The sequence below is a fragment of the Bradyrhizobium sp. CCBAU 11430 genome, assembly GCF_028128855.1.
GTDB lineage: Bacteria > Pseudomonadota > Alphaproteobacteria > Rhizobiales > Xanthobacteraceae > Bradyrhizobium > Bradyrhizobium ottawaense.
Window position 1 is genome coordinate 110,697 of the sequence record NZ_LBJV01000072.1, and the last position, 14,418, is coordinate 125,114.

The following is a 14,418-nucleotide window of genomic DNA, read 5'->3' on the forward strand; positions in this document are numbered from 1 at the left end:
GTCTTGCCATCTGCTTGTCTTCTGCTCGGCTAAAGCGCCGGTTTTGCGGCGTCGCCGAGATAGCCGTGCAGGGAGGCCACGACCTGGGCACCCTCGCCGATCGCGCCGCCGACGCGCTTGACCGAACCGGAGCGGACGTCGCCGACGGCATAGACGCCGGGCACGGAGGTCTCCAGCGGCGCCACCAGCCTGCCCTGGTTCTGCTCGGACTGCGCGCCCGTCACGACGAAGCCGCCACGATCGAGCGTCACGCCGCAGCCGTCGAGCCAGGCGGTGGCGGGATCGGCGCCGACGAACAGAAAGAGATTGCGGATGTCGGCAGAATCCTCGTCGTCGGACAGCCGGCTCTTCCAGCGGATGCGCCGCAGCAGCGCGGCCTCGTCGCCCTCGAGCGCTGATATCTCGGTGTTGAACATCAATTCGATGTTCGGGGTCGCTTCGATGCGCTCGATGAGATAGCGCGACATGCTGGCCCCCAGGCCGCCGCCGCGGATGATCATCAGCACTTTCTTGGCGTGCCCCGACAGGAACACGGCCGCCTGACCTGCCGAATTGCCGGCACCGACGAGGGCCACCTCCTCGCCGGCGCAGAGCCGCGCCTCGACCGGCGAGGCCCAGTACCAGACGCCGCGTCCCTCGAACTTGTCGAGGTTCGCGATCTCCGGCCGGCGATAGCGCGCACCGCTCGCAACCACGACCGCGCGCGAGCGCAGGGGATCGCAGCCGTCGAGCGCCACCGCGAATGCGCCGTCCTTGCGCGTGCAGTCGAGCGACTTCACCGTCACCGGAATCATGATGTCGGCGCCGAACTTCTGCGCCTGGGTGAACGCGCGCGCGGTCAGGGCCTGGCCCGAGATACCGGTCGGAAAGCCCAGATAATTTTCGATGCGCGCGCTGGCGCCGGCCTGGCCGCCGAAGGCACGGATGTCGAGCACCGCGACGGACAGCCCTTCGGACGCCGCATACACGGCGGTGGCGAGCCCGGCCGGTCCGCAGCCGACGACCGCAACGTCGTAGATGCGGCCGTCCTTGGCCCCGCCGATCATGCCGATGGCGCGAACAAGCTCGGTCTCGCTGGGGTTGCGCAGCACCGCGCCGCTCGCGGCGACGACCAGCGGCCAGTCTTCGGGTTTGGGCGAATAACGCGCGATCAATTCGCCCGCGTCGGGATCACGATCGGGATCGAGCAGATGATGCGGCTGACCGTTGCGGGTGAGAAAACCCTGCAACCGCACCACGCCGGCGGAGTTCGACGGACCGATCAGCACCGGACCGCCGATGCCGCCCTGAATCAGATTGACCCGGCGCAGGATCAGCGCGCGCATGATGCGCTCGCCAAGCTCGGCCTCGGCGACCAGCAGCGCGCGCAGCCGCTCCGGCGGCAACAGTAGCGTCTCGACATCGCCCTCGGCGCGGCCGTCGACCAGCGCCGGCTGTCCGGAGAGCTGGCTGAGCTCGGCCAGAAATTGCCCCGGCCCCTGGTCGATGACGGGGGTGACGTGACCGAGGCCATCGCGCTGGGTGATGGCGACATGGCCCTTCAGCACCACGAACATGCCGGGCCCGGGCTTGCCGGTCTCGAACAGGAACTCGCCGTCCGCGTAGCTGCGGGCCTCGCCGAAATGCCTGACACGCTCGATCTCGACCGGCGTCAGCGTCGGAAAGGTCTGCTCGGGGCGGGTGAAGCGCGACATCAGCGCCTCGTCACCGGTTGGTTGCTGTCCGTTCTGCCCCATCGTCATTCTCGCTCATTCCAAATTCTTAGGTGCCGGCTTTGCCGGCGGCCCCCTCATTTAGGGAACCATCGTCATTCTGCGAGGGGTCGGTGCTTGCGGCGCGTTCGCGCGCCTGCAGCTTCCGCCGCTTCAGGTTTTCGCGCAGCGCCGATTTCAAGCGGTCGTCGCGGGACGTCCTCGCCTGGTTCGCGCTCTTGTCGGTCTCGTCGGCCATCACGGATCCATCACATCGGTCGGCGGCAGGATGCCACCGAATGGCGACAGCTCAAGGGGCCGGCGCGATCCATTCGTGCGAAACGCGAAATGGATCGAATCCGAGGCCTGGGGCAACTGGCCAGTTGGCGGGGGATATCGGAGCCCGAATCGCCGGAAAGTCGGTGGTTTCGCGCAAAAACGAGCAGTTTGGCCCTGATATCGGCCCGATTTTCTCGTTTTGACGGGCCTAGCAAGCTTGCACAGGAGGGGGGCTTGTGGCAGATATCGGCCCGCTTGGTAGCGCCCCTCGGGCGCCCGATTCTTCACCAGCACATGCTGCCGTAGCTCAGTGGTAGAGCACTCCATTGGTAATGGAGAGGTCGACAGTTCAATCCTGTCTGGCAGCACCATTTATCTCAGATACTTAGCGAGTCCTAGAGCTGGTCGCTTTCACGCACCGGAAGCACATCGGAAGCACCGCCCAATCCTTGACGCGCCTGGCGAGGCGGCTTTGAAGCCGCCCCGCGTCCTACTCCCGATAGCTCAGTGCAGCTGTAGGCGCGCCGCAGCCTCAGACTTTGCGTTCAGCATCTTCGTCGCCATCGGCAACGTCACTGCGGCATCGACCTCAACCAGGTTGCCAGCCAAGGCGCGGAATTGGCCGGCCGCCCTGCCCTTCAACGGCGCCAGCATCGCGGCGGCGACCGCAGAACTTACGTGGCACTGGATGAGCGCATACGGCCCCTCAATGCTCAAGAGGAGGTCGACCTTCCTCCGCGCGAGTTCGCGGCCGATTTCAGTGTCGCAGGGAACGACGGTGGACTTCTGAGCGAGGGATGAGCGCATAGTGTTTTGCCTTTCGAGCAAGATGACAATCCAGGGGCGAAATGACCGACACTAGACGGCCCCGCGCACCTTTGGGCGTGCGCCTTGGACATACGCGCGCGGCCCCTGGACTTGATTTGTGTTCGCCGCTCACCGGAATGGCTATCGGCTAGTGTTACGGGCTTTCGACCCGCGATCAGGATGCGCTCTGTTGAAAATTCAGCAACGAATATTTTGTCGATAAAAGTCTAATACGTAAAACCCGACAGCTTAGACGTTGATGGTTTTGCGCATTTGTCGATTTGCGCGCTTTTGTCGGGTTTTGAAATCGCGCACTACCATACAAGAAATGGCTATCTCGCCGTTGTTTTTGTGACTCCGAGATTCGCGTTGCTTCAGTGACTTAGCTAGAACTAGGCGCGACCAAAGGGAGCGCGTCCATGAAAAAGCAAGTCACGCCTTCACAAGATCCCGCAGTGATCGCATTGAACCGAGTTGCTGCCGCCAGGGAAGACGACAGCAGATACCTCGTCGCGATAGTTGAGCTCGAGACTTGTCGTGCGTTGACAGCGCAAGGCGTCAGAGCGAAGCGCAATCTCGAGCGGTCGCGCATATCGGCCTTGAATCGCGGCGACGTCTTCACCGCACAAGGCCGCATGATGATGGAGCACCTGGCTCACACGATTGACGATGGACTGGCTCGATTGACCCGCGAGGCGATGCGCAAGCGCCGATCCCAGCCGGCCTATACCCCCGGCCCACCCCCGACCCCTAGGGGGGGAGCCCGCCGTCTGTAGTCCAAAGGCCGCAAAGCCACTCGGCTAATTTCAGTTTTCTGAGAAGTTCAAAGGAAGCCAGCATCGCTTATTTGAAGAGATGATCATGTTCAAACGTTCAACGAAGCCAAGCCTAAAGTGGTGCGTAAATTGCCGCTTCTGGACCACTGAACAGGGGATGCCGGCAGCCGGGACGCCCGAGTCGTACGCACAATGTCGGCGCTTTCCGCCCACGCCTCTAGTGAACACCGAGGCGGCAAGACTCATTTGGAAAGAGCGTGGCAGCGTCTCACCTTACGTCTCTGATCAAGAATGGAATCCGATCGAATGCTGGCCGCTGACGAAGAACTCGCAGTGGTGTGGCGAATGGGCTCTCCCAAACGCCGATGACACTGAGCGTTTTGCCGCTTTTCAAAAGTTGCAGCGGGGGACTTGATCGCAACACAAGTTCGATTCACTTTTCAAAAACAGTTTCTGAGTTACACTTTATCCCACGGACGCAACGCCGCTTCGCCGACGGCACCCACCGCGCAATCCCGCGCACTTGCTCTCACCCCGTCGGCGATCAATGTCCTCAACCCCCTACGACCGTCAGAATTCCTTTGCGCTGTTCAGCGCCGAAAACCCGACGGCGCAGCAGTCTGGCACGTCGCTCGACGCCGAGTTCAACGCCGTCAAGATCGCGATCGACGACACCCAGCAGAATCTCGCGCTCATCCAGGACGACGACGGCGCGCTGAAGCGCGGCTCGGTCGGCCAGGCGCAGTTCGACAGCAGCGTGAGCCTCGGCTTCGCCGCGCCCGCGCAGTGGGAAAGCGGCGTTCTCTACACAGAGAACGTCAACACCGTCTTCTACAACTCGATTTTCTACATCGCGAACACCACGCACACGTCCGGCGTCAGCTTCGATGCCAGCAAGTGGGACGAAATCGCCGACTTGTCGGCGGCAGCCGCCATTCCCGACGGTTCGATCACCTCTGCCAAGCTGGCCAACGGCGCCGTCGCCGGCGACAAACTGGCCGACGGCGTTGTGGCGAACGCGAAGATCGCGACAGGCGCTGTCTCGACCAACAAGATCGCGGATCAGAACGTCACGTTCGCGAAACTGGCGCCTGCGGACATCGCGACACCATTGGCCAATTTGCTTTTTCCCGCGGGCATGGTCGTGCCTTTCGCAGGAAGCGCCGCTCCCAGCGGCTGGCTGCTCTGCAACGGCCAGTCGTTGGTGCGAGCCGAGTATCCACTCTTGTTCGCCGCGATAGGTACAGCGCATGGCGCTGCGGACGGCACGCACTTCAACGTGCCTGACATGCGCGGGCGTGTGGCCTTCGGCTTGGATCCCGGCGGCGCTACGGGCCGATTGACGAGCGCCGGAGGAGGCGTCGACGGCACGACCATTGGCGCGTCTGGCGGCCAACAAAGCCGTACGCTCTTGACGGCTAACTTGCCGCCGTACACGCCATCGGTTGCTTCGGCGACTGTGTCTGTGACGTCCACGAGCAGTCTCGTTCAGGTCAACGACTTCGGCACCTCTTCCCTGAATCCTCCGGGCGGGTCGACGGACTTCCCGCGAAACCGCCCAGCCAGTGTGGTTTCCAACGGTACCGCGAGTATCGTCATGAATCCACAAGGCGGCACCAGCACTCCGATCCAGACGCCTCCGCCAGGCATCGTGCTCAACTACATCATCAAGGCGCACTGATGAGCTACCCGACAAAATACACGCGCCAATACGATTATGTCAGCTATCAGAACGCGAACCCGTCGCGTCCGTTGCCGGCCGGGCAGATCCACGCCGATTACAACGCGGTGGCGGCATCTCTGGCTGAAACGATCGATTTCCTGAAGACGTCGATCCGGGCGGACGGCGGCATCGCGAATGAATCGATCAGTTTCGACCAGCTTACGACCAGCGTGAAAGCCAGCATCGGCGACACGACGTCGGCCGATGAAATCCTGGCTGCGCGGGACGACGCCGTGGCGGCCGCTTCCGACGCGGCCACAAGCGAAACCAACGCCACGAGCTCGGCGACTGCGGCGGCGTCAAGTGCAAGTGCCGCGTCCACGTCTGCGACGAATGCTGCGTCGAGCGCGAGCGCAGCGGCGACGTCGGCGACGAATGCGGCGGCCACCCTGGCCAATGCGGTCATCGGCGCGGTGGCTTCCGGCGACGGCGAGATCATGCTGTTCAGCGGAACGACGGGAAAGAGTGTCAAACGTTCGGTTTCGATCTCCGGTGTTTTGAAATTGACATCGGGTGTGGCGAGCGCCGCTGTCGCCGGTACGGACTATCTGGCGCCGTCGGCGATAGGTTCGACCGTACAGGCGTACGACGCGCAACTGTTCAGCGACGTTCCGCAGAATCCTCAGAGCGGAAGCTATACATGCGTGTCGACGGACGCGCAGAAGCACGTTTATCACAACGCGTTAAGTGCGCACACCTACACGATCCCGGCAAACGCGAGCGTGCCGTACCCGATCGGGACGAGGCTGATGTTCGTGAATGAAACCGGCTCCGGAAACCTGACGATCGCGATCACCTCCGACACGCTCATGCTCGCCGGCACGGGCGCGACGGGCAGCCGGTCGCTCTCGGCTGCGGGCATCGCTACTGCCATGAAGATTTCCTCGACGAAGTGGATTATCTCCGGAACGGGGCTGAGTTGATGGGTGCAGCGGTGACCGACCTCAACATAGGACTGCGGATTCCCGCGCCCGTCGACGTAGAAACGTCGTTCGGCGAACTCACGGCGCATGCACGGAGCGCGGGCCGATCGAACTTGGTCTTGGAGGATTTCAACTTGGCCTTCGAGGCGCACTGACGATGCCGCAAATCATCGACTTCGAAGGCCAACAGCACGAATTCCCCGACGACTTCACGCGGGCGGATATTCAGCGCGCGTTGAGCTCGAGGCCCGGCAGGCCGGGCTTGAACCCACCGATTCGAGTGCAGGGGCCTGACGGTTCGATCGTCGAATTTCCGGCTGGGACCTCCAACGAGGAAATGACCACAGCGCTACAGAAGCACTACGGCGGTCCGGGTCAGACACTTCCTCCGCTGCCTCCTGGCTACAAACTCGATCCGCCGGCTACCGTCCCGCCACTGCCGCCGGGTTACAAGCTGGATCGACCCGTCACGGATCCAGCGCTCATCGCGCAGCTTGAAGTCGTACCATCCGCCGCGAAGCCTGGAATGTTCGACGATCTCATCCCGGCGCAGGGGGCAGGCCGGCAACCCACGCTTGTGCCGGTCGATCACGATCCTTGGGCCGCTTTTCCCGACGCGAAGCCGCCGTTTGATCCTTCAAAGCCCTATCAAGTCGTCGACAAGCCGCCATTCGATCCCACGAAGCCATTCCAGGTCGTGGGGCCGCAGCCGGCTCCCGCAGCGCCACAGCCGAAACTCGTGCCCGTGGATCACGATCCCTTCGCCGCGCCTGCGGCTCCCGTCACGACGCCCGTCGCCGCACCATCTTCTAGTGTCACCACGCCCCAAGGCCGTATCTACGTCTCGCCCGCAGATGGGACGCCCAAGCCAAACACAACTCCGAGCTCAATCCACAGCCTGGCCGTCGGCGCGCAGGGCGTCGGCAAGGGGCTCACCGACATCGTAACGGGGCCGTTCGACCTCGTCGCTGGAGCACAGAATCTCGTTGTCGGGGGCGTCAACAAGCTGTTCGGTACGAACATCCCCATGGCGACGCCGGCGTCCAAGCTGGTTGAGAAGGCCACCGGGCCGTTCTCCATTCCGGAGAGCGAGATGTCTCCGGGCGAGAAGCTTGGCTACAACGTCAACCGCTTCGGTACCCAGGCTCTCGGCACGGGCGCCATGCTCGCCGCTCGAGCTCCGAGCGTCGCCGCTGCGACATCGCGGGCAGATACCGCCGTCGGGCGCGTCCTCGACCACCTGTCCCGGCCCTACACCGATGCGCCGGCGCGGACGCTAGTCGGCGACACGATCGGCGGCATGGGCTCCGGCGTCGCGGTGAATGCAGCCGACGACTACGTTCCCGAGCACGCCGTTGTCGGGGACACGATACCGAAGCAAGTGGCGAACATTGTCGCGCCTCTGGCCGGCGCCGTCGGCGCCAACTCCATACAGGGCACTGCGGAAGGCATTGCCGGCGCAATCAAGAGCATTGCAGCACGGTCTTTCAGCTCCGCTCCAGCGCCGATCCCGCTCAACCCGAACACCAGGGCGCCTTACAGCGCCGCTGATGTCGATCGGGCGGCAGCGAAGATTCAGGGCGCCGCGTCCGGATCGCCGCGGGCGTTGGCGCAAGACATCCGCGAGAACGCCGCGGCCTTGTCGCGACCTCCAGAAGAAGGCGCCACACCTTTGCAGAGCTCGGCTATGCCGACTTCCGGCCTGCTGTCGGGTGATCCCGGCCTGATTGCAGCCGAGCAGGGCGCGCGCCTCAAGTCGGCCCCCGACTTCATCAAGCGGGACCAGAATGTAAAGAGCGCTGCCGCCGAGCGCGTCGAAGCCGTGCGCGACCCGGAGGCAGACCTAGGTGCGGTCATGCGCCGCGCCGCGAAAGCGCGAGAGGAGCGGATCGGCGCTGCGGAGAACGATATCCTCCAGCGAGAGGAAGCGGACCGGTCTGTTGATCGCATCCGGGCCGATCAGGGGCAGCCATTCGGCGCATTGGCCAATAGCGACGTCAAGGCCAACGCTTCACGTCGACTGGACGAGGCGCTCGTCGATCGGACCTACATTCCGGCGCGCGCCGAAAAGAACCGTTTGTTCGACACCGCGCCCGGCCGCAACGACGAGCTGCCCGCCGACGACATTTTTGGCGCTATTGACCGGATTCGGACCGGTGCGAATGGCCTCGCCCCGGGTACCCTGCCCAACGACTTCATGCGGCGGCTGGACGCGCTGCGGCCGCGCATCGACCCCGACACCGGTCAGAACCTCGGCGGCCCCGGCACGGCGCTTGGTGGCGACTTGGCGGACCTCCGGAAATTTATCGGCCCTGCGCTGGAACGCGCGCAGGCGTCCGGCAACTTCGACCTGGCCGACAACCTCGGCCGATTGCGTAGCGCGATCAATCAAACCCTCGAGGAGGCACCCGGCTACTCGGAAGCCAACGCGAACTATCAGCGCTTCGCGGATCGTTTCCGCCCCGAGCGGAACGACGAGATGGCGCGTTTCACCCGCGAATTGGATCGCGGCGGTCAGAACGCCGACGGCGAGCTCAATCGCGGCGGCACGCCCCCGAGCGCAACCGCGGGCCGCTTCTTGGCCGAGCAGGAGAAGGCGGCTAGCTTGACACGTACGCTGGAAGGGACGCCGGCGGCGCCGGATGCTCACGCGGCGCTGCGCGACTATCTACGATCCGACTTCGCCAAATCCGCCCTCAACGCCGACGGCACGGTGAACTCGATCCGAGCGAATGCGTGGGCGCGAAACAACGCGGACGTGCTGGCGCAATTTCCCGCGGTGCGCGGTGAGTTCGATGACATCGTCGCGACTGCGCGCCGCGGAGAGCAGATGTCCACGCAAGCACGTGCGGACCTCGACGCCGCGCGTGCAAACCGCCAGGCAACCGAAGCCGAGATTGATCGGTCTGCGGTCGGGACGCTGTTCCGCGAAGATCCCCGTGACGTCGCGCAAAAGCTGCTCGGTGGAAAGTACAACGCCGGGGCCAAGCTCGACGAGATCAACGCGCTGATCAAGAGCGATCCTCAGGCGGCGCGCGGGTGGAAAGCCGCCGTGTCCGAAGTTCTAGCCGACAAGGTCCAGGGAACGCGCCAGGTTGGCGATACGCTCGAGGTGCACTTCGCGCGGCTGGCGCGCGAGTTCAAGGACAACGAGCAGATTCTCGCCAAGGTCTATTCGCCCGAAGAGATGAACAATCTTCGCCAGGCCCATATGATTCTGTCGTACTTCAAGGAGGCAGAGAAGCGAGCGACCGTTGGCTCGGACACCGCGGAGAAGATGGGTATCCCGGGGATACTCCAGTTAGGCGCGCGTCACATTTGGGGCGATCTGAAAGGTGGCGGCATCATCAAGCGGTTCAAGCTGATGCTCGAACTGCTTCCGAACAACAAAGAGAGCGCCGACCAGATCGTGCAAGCTGCTTGGTTTAATCCGGACATTGCAGCGTATCTGCTGGAGCGACCGCTGAAGAACCAGAACGTCACTTTCAACAGTGTTCCGCTGCGCCGGCTGGTTGCCGCCGCGAATGCTTCCCGCGAGAGCGGGAACGAGTGAACAGCCAACCGCCTTTGGAGATCTCAAATGACCGCCTTGGTAGCCTTCGATTTGAACGACCAACAACGCGAGCTTGTTCGCCTGATCGTGGTTGAAGGCAAGCCGCCTGAGGACGCGGCGAGGCTCGCCGGATATCACCCCAAATCGGTTTATAGGACGCTGCGGCTCCCCGCGGTGGCCGCGGCGATCTCGGAGTCGATCCAGCTCGATCTTGCGGCCATCGGCGCGCCGCTTGCGTATCGAGTGGCGAAGTCGCTCCTCCAGGACGAGCGCGTCAGCGCTCGAGTCCGGGCCGATTTGTCCATGAAAGTCCTAGACCGGGCGGGCCATATCGCACCGACGAAGAAGGACCTGGCGCCTCGGCAAAAGGCGCTCTCCGAGATGTCGCGAGACGAGCTCGCCGCGTTCATCGAGGAGAACCAAGCGGCGATCAACAAGGTCGAGGGGGAGCTCGCGGCTCGCGCGAAGGACGTGTCGCCCTAAGAATAGGTTCCCGTACCAGATTGTGGCAAAAAGATTAACGCCCTGAGAGCAGTTCCGAAGGCTTTCTTTGCTATAAAAAAAGGCCAAACCCCTTGCAAATCCTCAGGTTTCTGTCTATCTCTCGATCGACGGCTGGAATTGGACTGCTAAAAATGAAGAAGGCTGAAACCTTTCATTAGCTCCAAACGTCTATTTGGTGGATTGACAAGGTCGGCTTCCCGGTCAATCTAGAGCAACTTTTAGAAGGCTCCATATGGGCGCAACTGGCGAACCTGCCGGCCTAGCCCCAAGCGAATGCCTCTTTCAGGACGTGCGTAACTGAATAGGCTTGTTCATGTTGTCGAGATCTCAAGACCGGTCCCGGGACCCGCTTGAGTTGGACGCAAGGACATAAGATATGGGAGAGGCTACAAAAGCCTCGCAAGCCGAGCACTAGCAATGCCAAAGGGCGACACCGTAAAGGCTGTCGCCTTTGTGCTTTCTATCCGCCCCTTATAAAATCGTTGGGGTAAATGTTGAGGTGAGGATGACCTCGATACCTCTTCTTTTCATCATGACAGTTCTCGAGTTCGCCCATGTATGGCCCATCGTTGTGGCAGCAGTCGAAGTGAAAACCGTCATTAAAAGGGGCGCCCAACCGGAGGCGAGCTCCTAAATAGCACTCGTTGGTGTGATTGCCCGTTTCTCCATCCCAGATATTCCCGTGCATGGCACGTCCGGGCATATAAAAATCGATACCGCGGCCATTCACAAACTTCCCTGAATTTCTCCTATCCCGTTGATAGGGAAATGCCTGCTCGAAGCGAGAACATGCATCGCGGATAAACGTCCCGGATCCTCCGACACCGATCGCGACAGCTAATTCCTCGAACAGCAAAACCAACTCTTTGGCGTCAAAACGCCGGACCGGTAGCAAGACCGGCGTCCGTTTAAGTCTCGCGCGGAGCTCAGCGCCCATCAAATCGATCGGGGCTATAACCTTACGAGCCAGAGAATGAAGATCAGTGATGATCTTGTTAGCTTGCACTGCCGCACGATTGCCGGTTTGAGCGAACGGCTCTGTGATCTCAAGGATAACCACGGGGGCGAATGGGAAGAAAAACGACGGAATGCTGTCGAGGTTGTCCCACTTGTATTTGAGCACCACGACCGCGGCGCCTTTATCAAAGCAATTTTGCCGTCCTCTCGAATAATGAACAATGCTTTCTATATTGGCTTGCAAGTGCTCGACGCTCAACCTGTGCGACTTAGAGTGATCCATGCGCAGCGGAACGAACGAAAAGTGATGGCCGCTAAGCTCCCGAAGCGATCGGCTCCTAAAACGGGCTTCGAAGACATCTGGAATGCCCACAAAATTGAAAAACATGAACTTACTCGAAGCGAAGCTTTAGCACCAAGTCCAATGGAATCTTGATTCTCCGCAGATCTTCTTCAGAAAACGCGCTCAAATCCAAGCGGCGCCCGCCTTTAGAAGCCGGCGCATGTGAAGCTTGACGATATTTGAGTTGATCGAGGCTATCCAACGGAATGTTGTGTGCTTTTGCCCAGGCTGTGATGGCCTTGATAATTTCTGCATCTCTATTCGGCGAATCCAAAAGCGTCGCCTCCGGCAGGTCCGACGAAAGCACCTCCACACCTTGACCTGGAGGCATTTCTCCCGATCCAATATCGACGAAATCAAGAAAATTAGAATCGACGAAGAAGCGCCGCATCCCTGTATTCAATCTCCGAGCAAAGGCAGCCCACACCGGGCGCATAAACCGGATTTGAGGGGGCTGCTGCTCCTCTGGTGCGGTTGCGAAGAGCTTCGAGAGATCGGCATCGAGTGTAACGCCGGCCGGCACCAGTCCCCAAGACAATTTGTCGGCCGGATTTTGTACAACTCTAAGCTTGGTAGCACCTTCCGTGGAAATCGCTTCGCGAAGCTTCCTGCCATTTAAAATTGCCTGGTAATCTACACCTTCCGCTTTCAAAGTAGCCGGAGCGAGGGCCATCGGGAACGCTCTGCCGCGCACCGCCCACCAACTCACCACATTTGACTCCAACACATCTATCCAATCGGCCACAGCCAGCTCCTAAATCTCATGTCATCAGCAAGTTGGCATAACGCCGTGCTCTTCGGTTAATGGTTATTCACGAGATTCAGCTTCTCGAAAAATACACGATTTCGGTTCTTCGCGTCGCGTAGCATCTTGGTGTAGTCTATTACTTCGTAATACGCATTGAAGCCGCGGTGAAAGCCGTAATACCCTTGATTATCGGGCGTGACGAACGCGTCCAGCACCTTGAGCACCCTACGAAACGTCGGAGTCAGGTCGCAAACGCAGTAAATGCTCGCGGGTATATCCTTGTTTGACACCGGCACCGGGCGGCCCCTGATCTGAAACTCGCCATTGCGGATCTCTTCTATGAGCTTGAAGGCCTGCGCAAGCGGATTGTCCGACTCGTTATAGTCGTCGCGGCCTGGGCGCTTAAACTCTATCGTGGTGATGCTGTTGATTGGATGTTCGGCCGGGTTCATGTCCGAAAATAAAATCTTTTCATCGAATACAACGATGTCGCCGCGCTGAGCCGACTTAGTATGTAGCATTTCCAAGGAACGAAGCTGCTTATCCGACGCGATGAACGAGTGGTAGGTTAACCGTTCGTCGATCATCCAGAGGTTCTGTTCGTTGTACGGGATGTCGAGGTTCGTCGTTTGCATCGGGAAAACGAGCCGGTGCACGACTTCTTCAAGCGGATACTTTGCGCCTTCACCTCTTGGTAGCGAGATCGCGCGTTCCAAGAACTCAATGATGATCTTACGGTGGCTCACATACTGCGCGAGCGCAGAGACGCCGAGCTCGTTGTACTCGTCGAGGAATTGCGTGAACCGGCGATGGTAATCCTCATAATTATCGATCTTGTCGGCTTCCCTGATGATCCGACCACCTTCGCGCTTAAGTTCCGTCTCGCGGTGGTGAAGCTCACGATGCAGGGCCGTCTCAATATCGTTACGTGAGGGCGACGGCGGTAATTTGTTGATGAATTTTCCCGGATCTTTGAGCAAAATTTTGTATTGCGGCGCATCGGTCGCGACGTAACGGCGGATCTTGTCCATTTTTGCCGTATTGATCGTCTCGATGATGTTTTCGAGGTCCTGCTCAATGAATTCGAGCGCACGCTCCCGGATCTGCGCGCGGGGGATCAGGTCGGTGCTATCGAAGAGCGAGGGCTCGACGTCCGCATCATCGGCGGCGCTAAAGTCGAAGTCAGTGCGGCCGATGTTGACGTGCTCGCTGAGGTATGGGCTCTGCACAATCGCAAGGTAGAAAAACGCTTCGCCGTTCTCATCTTCAAGCCGAGAGGCGAGGTTCGGTACGTAATCTTCGAGCTTGTCGCTGGTAACGCCGCGCTGATCGGCGGCATAAACAAGCTTGTGCTTCGTGGTGCGTGACGTGGGCAAGCGGAACCCATGGAGGGTGAATTTCACCTCGCCAATAGCAAACTCGTGCTTCGAGGAGTGTGCCTTATAGTCCTTCTCGAAGATGTCGTTGATGTCATACCGTTGACCTTGGTCAATGAGGTAGACACGCGGACAATCTGGCTCAATAAATACGAGAATGAAGTGCTCGATAAGCTTCTGCACTATCACGTCGATCGAACGCGGGATTTTCTCTTTATAACTGCGTTTAAGCCCGGTAAGCGTAACGGTCGTACCGGGCCACCCCGAAGTAGCTGGTATAGGCAACCCGGGCGTGTCGAGGGTGTATCGCTCGTCAAAGAGGTAGGACCGAGAAAGCAGGGCGCCTTCGGCGCGAAATGTACTGTCGATGTGGGCACCGTCGAAGGCTTTCAACCATGTGAAGCGGCCCAGCCCCTTACCGCCGTGGAGAACCTTGCGCCGCGAAAAAGCTGTGTTGAATGAATCGAAGTTGTCATCGTCGAGCCCGATGCCGTTATCGGTGATTTCGAAACCAATAATCGGCGGGTTCTCTTCCTTCAAGAAAGTGTCCAATTCGCGGGAAACGGCGATTGTCACAATGCCTGCCCCCCTAGGCAGGTTGGCGTCTCTGATCGCTTGGAGCGAGTTCATCACCGCCTCGAACAGCGGTAGTAGCGGCTTCCACTGCGGCAGGACGGTCTGTCGCACCTGATTTGCGAGATCAATTTTGATTGACATGCAGCCGGCGGTTTCACTGAG

11 protein-coding genes and 1 tRNA gene are annotated in these 14,418 nt (G+C 60.5%); 6 read left to right on the plus strand and 6 right to left on the minus strand.

Features of this window, described 5'->3' with window-relative positions:
• Positions 1-29: 29 nt before the first annotated feature.
• Together XI04_RS33495 and XI04_RS33500 are read right to left on the minus strand one after the other, a co-directional pair.
• The gene (locus XI04_RS33495; protein WP_271623893.1) at positions 30-1,736 is read right to left on the minus strand and encodes an FAD-dependent oxidoreductase; all 1,707 of its coding nucleotides are present in this window, start codon (positions 1,734-1,736) and stop codon (positions 30-32) included.
• Between the two features lie 25 nt (positions 1,737-1,761).
• Positions 1,762-1,950 carry a hypothetical protein gene (locus XI04_RS33500; protein ID WP_028140744.1) on the minus strand — a complete coding sequence of 63 codons (189 nt, stop codon included), beginning with the start codon at positions 1,948-1,950 and terminating at the stop codon, positions 1,762-1,764.
• Positions 1,951-2,266: 316 nt separating this feature from the next.
• On the opposite strand from XI04_RS33500, the gene XI04_RS33505 reads away from it, so the two are divergent.
• Positions 2,267-2,341 (plus strand) — tRNA-Thr (locus XI04_RS33505).
• Positions 2,342-2,474: 133 nt separating this feature from the next.
• On the opposite strand, the gene XI04_RS33510 is transcribed toward XI04_RS33505, so the two are convergent.
• Positions 2,475-2,798, minus strand: a complete 324-nt coding sequence (locus XI04_RS33510; protein WP_271610168.1) for a hypothetical protein — start codon at positions 2,796-2,798, stop codon at positions 2,475-2,477.
• A gap of 398 nt (positions 2,799-3,196) precedes the next feature.
• Between XI04_RS33510 and XI04_RS33515 the strand changes: the two genes are divergently transcribed.
• From XI04_RS33515 to XI04_RS33535, 5 genes are all read left to right on the plus strand, one after another.
• Positions 3,197-3,553: a hypothetical protein gene (locus XI04_RS33515; protein ID WP_271623891.1), complete on the plus strand. Its 357-nt coding sequence runs from the start codon at positions 3,197-3,199 to the stop codon at positions 3,551-3,553.
• A gap of 547 nt (positions 3,554-4,100) precedes the next feature.
• Positions 4,101-5,234 (plus strand): tail fiber protein, encoded by a 1,134-nt coding sequence (locus XI04_RS33520; protein ID WP_271610170.1) that lies wholly within the window; start codon positions 4,101-4,103, stop codon positions 5,232-5,234.
• Positions 5,234-6,199: a hypothetical protein gene (locus XI04_RS33525; protein ID WP_271611422.1), complete on the plus strand. Its 966-nt coding sequence runs from the start codon at positions 5,234-5,236 to the stop codon at positions 6,197-6,199. Before XI04_RS33520 ends, XI04_RS33525 begins: the two co-directional genes overlap by 1 nt.
• Positions 6,200-6,356: 157 nt before the next feature.
• Complete coding sequence (locus XI04_RS33530) at positions 6,357-9,752, plus strand: hypothetical protein (protein WP_271610172.1); 3,396 nt, start codon at positions 6,357-6,359, stop codon at positions 9,750-9,752.
• A 27-nt stretch (positions 9,753-9,779) separates the two neighbouring features.
• A complete protein-coding gene (locus XI04_RS33535) occupies positions 9,780-10,235 on the plus strand; it encodes a hypothetical protein (RefSeq protein WP_271610173.1) in 456 nt (151 codons plus the stop codon).
• A gap of 481 nt (positions 10,236-10,716) precedes the next feature.
• On the opposite strand, the gene XI04_RS33540 is transcribed toward XI04_RS33535, so the two are convergent.
• The 3 genes from XI04_RS33540 to XI04_RS33550 are packed head-to-tail and all read right to left on the minus strand — an operon-like array spanning position 10,717 to position 14,397.
• Positions 10,717-11,601, minus strand: coding sequence for a hypothetical protein (locus tag XI04_RS33540; protein ID WP_271610174.1), 885 nt, complete (start codon positions 11,599-11,601; stop codon positions 10,717-10,719).
• Between the two features lie 4 nt (positions 11,602-11,605).
• On the minus strand, positions 11,606-12,301 hold the full coding sequence (locus tag XI04_RS33545; RefSeq protein ID WP_271610175.1) for a hypothetical protein: 696 nt from the start codon (positions 12,299-12,301) through the stop codon (positions 11,606-11,608).
• Between the two features lie 56 nt (positions 12,302-12,357).
• Complete coding sequence (locus tag XI04_RS33550) at positions 12,358-14,397, minus strand: ATP-binding protein (RefSeq protein ID WP_271610176.1); 2,040 nt, start codon at positions 14,395-14,397, stop codon at positions 12,358-12,360.
• Positions 14,398-14,418 lie beyond the last annotated feature (21 nt).

Coding starts and splice junctions, on each gene's coding strand:
- XI04_RS33495 (WP_271623893.1), bottom strand. CDS start 1,736: ATGGGGCAGAACGGACAGCAACCAACCGGTGACGAGGCGCTGATGTCG.
- XI04_RS33540 (WP_271610174.1), bottom strand. CDS start 11,601: ATGTTTTTCAATTTTGTGGGCATTCCAGATGTCTTCGAAGCCCGTTTT.
- XI04_RS33500 (WP_028140744.1), bottom strand. CDS start 1,950: ATGGCCGACGAGACCGACAAGAGCGCGAACCAGGCGAGGACGTCCCGC.
- XI04_RS33530 (WP_271610172.1), top strand. CDS start 6,357: ATGCCGCAAATCATCGACTTCGAAGGCCAACAGCACGAATTCCCCGAC.
- XI04_RS33550 (WP_271610176.1), bottom strand. CDS start 14,397: ATGTCAATCAAAATTGATCTCGCAAATCAGGTGCGACAGACCGTCCTG.
- XI04_RS33520 (WP_271610170.1), top strand. CDS start 4,101: ATGTCCTCAACCCCCTACGACCGTCAGAATTCCTTTGCGCTGTTCAGC.
- XI04_RS33525 (WP_271611422.1), top strand. CDS start 5,234: ATGAGCTACCCGACAAAATACACGCGCCAATACGATTATGTCAGCTAT.
- XI04_RS33535 (WP_271610173.1), top strand. CDS start 9,780: ATGACCGCCTTGGTAGCCTTCGATTTGAACGACCAACAACGCGAGCTT.
- XI04_RS33515 (WP_271623891.1), top strand. CDS start 3,197: ATGAAAAAGCAAGTCACGCCTTCACAAGATCCCGCAGTGATCGCATTG.